The sequence below is a fragment of the Clostridium sp. ATCC BAA-442 genome (genome assembly GCF_964239415.1).
GTDB lineage: Bacteria > Bacillota > Clostridia > Oscillospirales > Oscillospiraceae > Flavonifractor > Flavonifractor plautii.
Genome location: NZ_CAXSQB010000003.1, coordinates 141,094 through 144,907, shown reverse-complemented (window position 1 = coordinate 144,907; position 3,814 = coordinate 141,094). Strand labels below are relative to the sequence as shown.

Below are 3,814 nucleotides of genomic sequence, written 5' to 3'. Positions count from 1 at the left end.
CGTCATACGCCCCTAGGCTTCAAAATTCAGAAGGAGGAAATCCAAATGAGAAACCTCAAGCGGACTCTCAGCCTGGTTCTGGCCGCTGTCATGCTCGTCGGTATGATGGTCGTCGGCGCCTCCGCTGCGAGCAGTGATTTCGTCGACGGCAACGAGATCACTTACGCCGAGGCCGCGGAAGTCATGACCGCGCTCGGCGTGTTCGAGGGCACCGACAAGGGCGCCTTTGATCCTACCGGCATTCTGACCCGTGAGCAGGCTGCGGCCATCATCTGCCGCATGCTCTTGGGCGACGATGCCGAGAACCTGACCACTAACTCCACTGTGTTCAGCGACGTGGCTGCCGACCGCTGGTCTGCCGGCTACATCGGCTACTGCGCCCAGCAGAACATTCTGGCGGGCACAGGCAACGGCACCTTCAATCCTGAGGGTGAGCTGACCGGACTGGCGTTTGCCAAGATGCTGCTGGTGGCCCTGGGCTATGATCCCGCTATCGAGCAGTATGTGGGCAACGACTGGGCCGTCAATGTGGCCGCCGATGCCGTGGATGCCGGTATCGCCGTGTCCGGTGTAATCATGGCCGATGCCATGACCCGTGAGCAGGCTGCCCAGATGGCCTACCAGACCCTGGAGGCCGACATGGTGCGCTACGCCAGCCGCGGCACCACTATCCAGCAGCCTGACGGCTCCACCATCATCGTGGGCAACACTGCCGCTGAACCTGTCTCCAAGACCGACAGCGACTATGCCGGCGACAGCAACGACGATACCCAGCAGTTCTGTGAGCGTTACTTCGCAGATCTGAAAAAGGTCAACGGTGAGGACGACTTTGCCCGCCCCGCCAACCAGTGGAAGCTGAAGAACGACGTCATCGGCACCTACGCTGCCGAGGCTGACGGCACCTTTACTACCGCTGTGGATAAGGGCGACCTGTACGATGTGATCGGCCGTACCGTTTACAACTCCATCACTGCCAGCAAGAACCCCACTGACTTTACTGTCTATGTGGACGGTGTGGAGGTCAAGAACGCCGATGTGGCCGACTACTTCGTGAACAACGAGACCGACGATGCCGAGGGCACTGCCAAGGGCGTCCTGACCCAGGTGTTTGTGGACGACGACAACAACGTCATCCTGTCCGAGATTCACACCTACGTGGCTCAGGTGGACGGCGACTATGACGAGGAGAACGAGGAGCTGGAGCTGGATGATCTGGGCCTGGATACCTTCCCCGCTGTCAATACCACCCTGTCTGCCGACGACTTTGAAAACCTGTCCGCATTTGAGGACGGCGATTATGTCCTGATCACCGCTGTGGGCGACGAGGTCAAGACCATTCAGGCTGCCGAAGTCGTCTCCGGCACCGTGACTGCCTACACCAAGGACAAGAACGTCACTGTGGACGGCACCAAGTACGAGTACAGCCAGGGCTATAGCAGCACCTACAACCTGAAGGACGACTACGATCTGGTTCTGGATACTTACGGCTATGTCATTTACGCTGACGGCGTGGAGGCTTCCAACGACTACGTGTTCATCACCAGCAAGGCCCAGATTGGCGGTGTCAACAAGAGCTATGAGGCCAAGGCCTACTTCGTGGACGGCACCACTGCTGTTATCGAGGTCTCTAACAGCGACGATCTGTCCTGGGAGAACAACGATGCCGAGAACAAGTGGTATGCTTATGACGAGCAGAACGACGGCACCTATGAGCTGACTGCGGTGAAGGATGCCGAGTCTGCTTCTGCCACCCTTGACTCTGACACTGTTATCAGCACTGGCGACACCCGCATCACTCTGGATGGCGAAACTGTCCGCCTGAACAACGATACCGTGTTCGTGATCCGCCGCGGCGACAATGTGAATGTCTACACCGGCATCCGCAACGTACCCGACGTGACCGCTTCCGCTCAGGTTGAGGTTGCCGCGATCCTGGACGACAACGGCTATGCCGACTACCTGTTCATCAACGGTGAGACTGGCGAGCTGGGTGTGTCCGGCAGCGTGGCGGGCGACCGCATCTACATCCTGGACACCGATTACGAGTCCAGCCAGGATGCCGACGACAACGACTACTATGTCTTTGACGCCATTGTCAACGGCGAGATCGGCACTGTCAACCTGAACAGCACCAGTGGTGTAGAGATTGGCCTGTACGGCAATGTGACCTACGACGCTGACGGCTATGTCAACACCAGCGATCTGAACCGCATCGACAACGCCGTCTCCGGCAACGACCTGCGCGTCTGGAACGTCGACTCCAAGATCACCTACTCCTCCGGCGTGCTGTCCTTCGGCGGTGTGGATCTGGCTCTGGCCGACGAGTACACCATCTTCCTGAACGATGGCGGCACCGGCAAGACCACCACTCCCAGCCGTCTGGCCCGCGACTATGAGAAGGACAACTTCAAGGGCGTGATCTCCGCTGTTTACGATGACGACGCTGTGATTGAGGTCTATGTGGACGAGGACAACAGCATCATCACTGATGAGACTGTGGCTGAGGTTGAGGAGGCCGTCTCTGAGGCCGTGAAGAGTGACGACGGCGCTTGGGGGGAGAACGGCGACCAGGGTGACTATGTTGCCCACGGTACTTGGAGCTCCACCGGCTCCACTGTGGCTGCCTCCTTTAAGCAGTCCGCCATTGATAGCGAGTCCAATTCCATTGTCTGGGATACCGCCCGCTTCCTGGGCTCCCTGCACCGCCAGGGCGCTACCACCATCGTGTATGACAGTGTGACCTACGTGTGGGATAACAATGGGCCCCTCCAGGGCAGCAACTGGTACGATTCCAGCGACAAGAGTCTGACCACTGGCGACAGTGCCAACACCCTGGTCAAGGCTTTGGCCGATGATGGTATCTCTAGCATTAGCGGCAGCAAGACCGTTACTCTGACTGTGGACGGCGTGAATATCACCATTAACTATACCGTTACCTCCGGCGATTAATCGCCCCCGGACGTATGGCCAAAAGCAAGAACCCCCGTGCGCATGCACGGGGGTTCTCACTTTGCCCTCACCGCAGAGCCAGATAGCGATAGACGTATCTGTCACGGTTGGTAAAAACGTCTTCGTCGTAGTCATAGTAGACCTGAAACCCGCCTGAGACGATATTCAGCACGGGGGTGCCGCCTTTGGACTCCCAGTCCGTGGTTACGGGGGCGCCTTCAAAAGCCAGGCCGCCGTAGCGATACCCGATGTAGGCGTTACTCATATGCCCTGTCGACAGGAGCAGCAGTACCGCCTTTGGGGTAAAGCCCAGTTCAATGCTTCGGCTGGCCGCCCCGTTGCCGGTGTAGGTTCCGGTTATGACATCCGCCCGGCCTGCGGCCAGGGTGTTGACATCCTGTAAGGCGGCGTCAATTTTTCCCAAGTCCTCGTTGAAGTCGGTGCGGAGAAAGCTGTCCTCCGGTTCCCATTGATGTAATTGATAGTGTTCCGTATAATTTGCCATTCTCATTACCCCCTCTGAAGATTAGGGCACCCCCGCGCCCGGCATACCGCCGGACGCGGGGATCTTGTCCTGCTGGACGGCCTGCGGGCGGGTGTGGGCACCCGCCCATATATACAAGCGCCGTGAGATAGCCTGCCGGAAGCGGAACCCCGGAAATGTAGGGGCGGCCGCAGGAGCCGCCCGTGTAACAGAACTTTGTAGGGGCCGATGCCCACATCGGCCCGTCTTTCCGGGCCACCGGCCAGCCCCGGGCGGGTGTGGGCACCCGCCCCTACATACAAGCGCCGTGAGATAGCCTGCCGGAAATGGAACCCCGGAAATGTAGGGGCGGCCTTTATGGCCGCCCGCCCGCCGGGGCCA

2 protein-coding genes are annotated in these 3,814 nt (G+C 59.2%); one reads left to right on the top strand and one right to left on the bottom strand.

What is annotated here, in order from left to right; translation table 11 throughout:
• Window positions 1-45: 45 nt before the first annotated feature.
• Window positions 46-2,949: an S-layer homology domain-containing protein gene (locus ACESY8_RS02515; protein WP_054338499.1), complete on the top strand. Its 2,904-nt coding sequence runs from the start codon at window positions 46-48 to the stop codon at window positions 2,947-2,949.
• Between the two features lie 67 nt (window positions 2,950-3,016).
• Here ACESY8_RS02515 and ACESY8_RS02510 read toward each other — a convergent pair whose 3' ends face one another.
• Window positions 3,017-3,454 (bottom strand): hypothetical protein, encoded by a 438-nt coding sequence (locus tag ACESY8_RS02510; RefSeq protein ID WP_204681793.1) that lies wholly within the window; start codon window positions 3,452-3,454, stop codon window positions 3,017-3,019.
• Window positions 3,455-3,814: the final 360 nt, after the last annotated feature.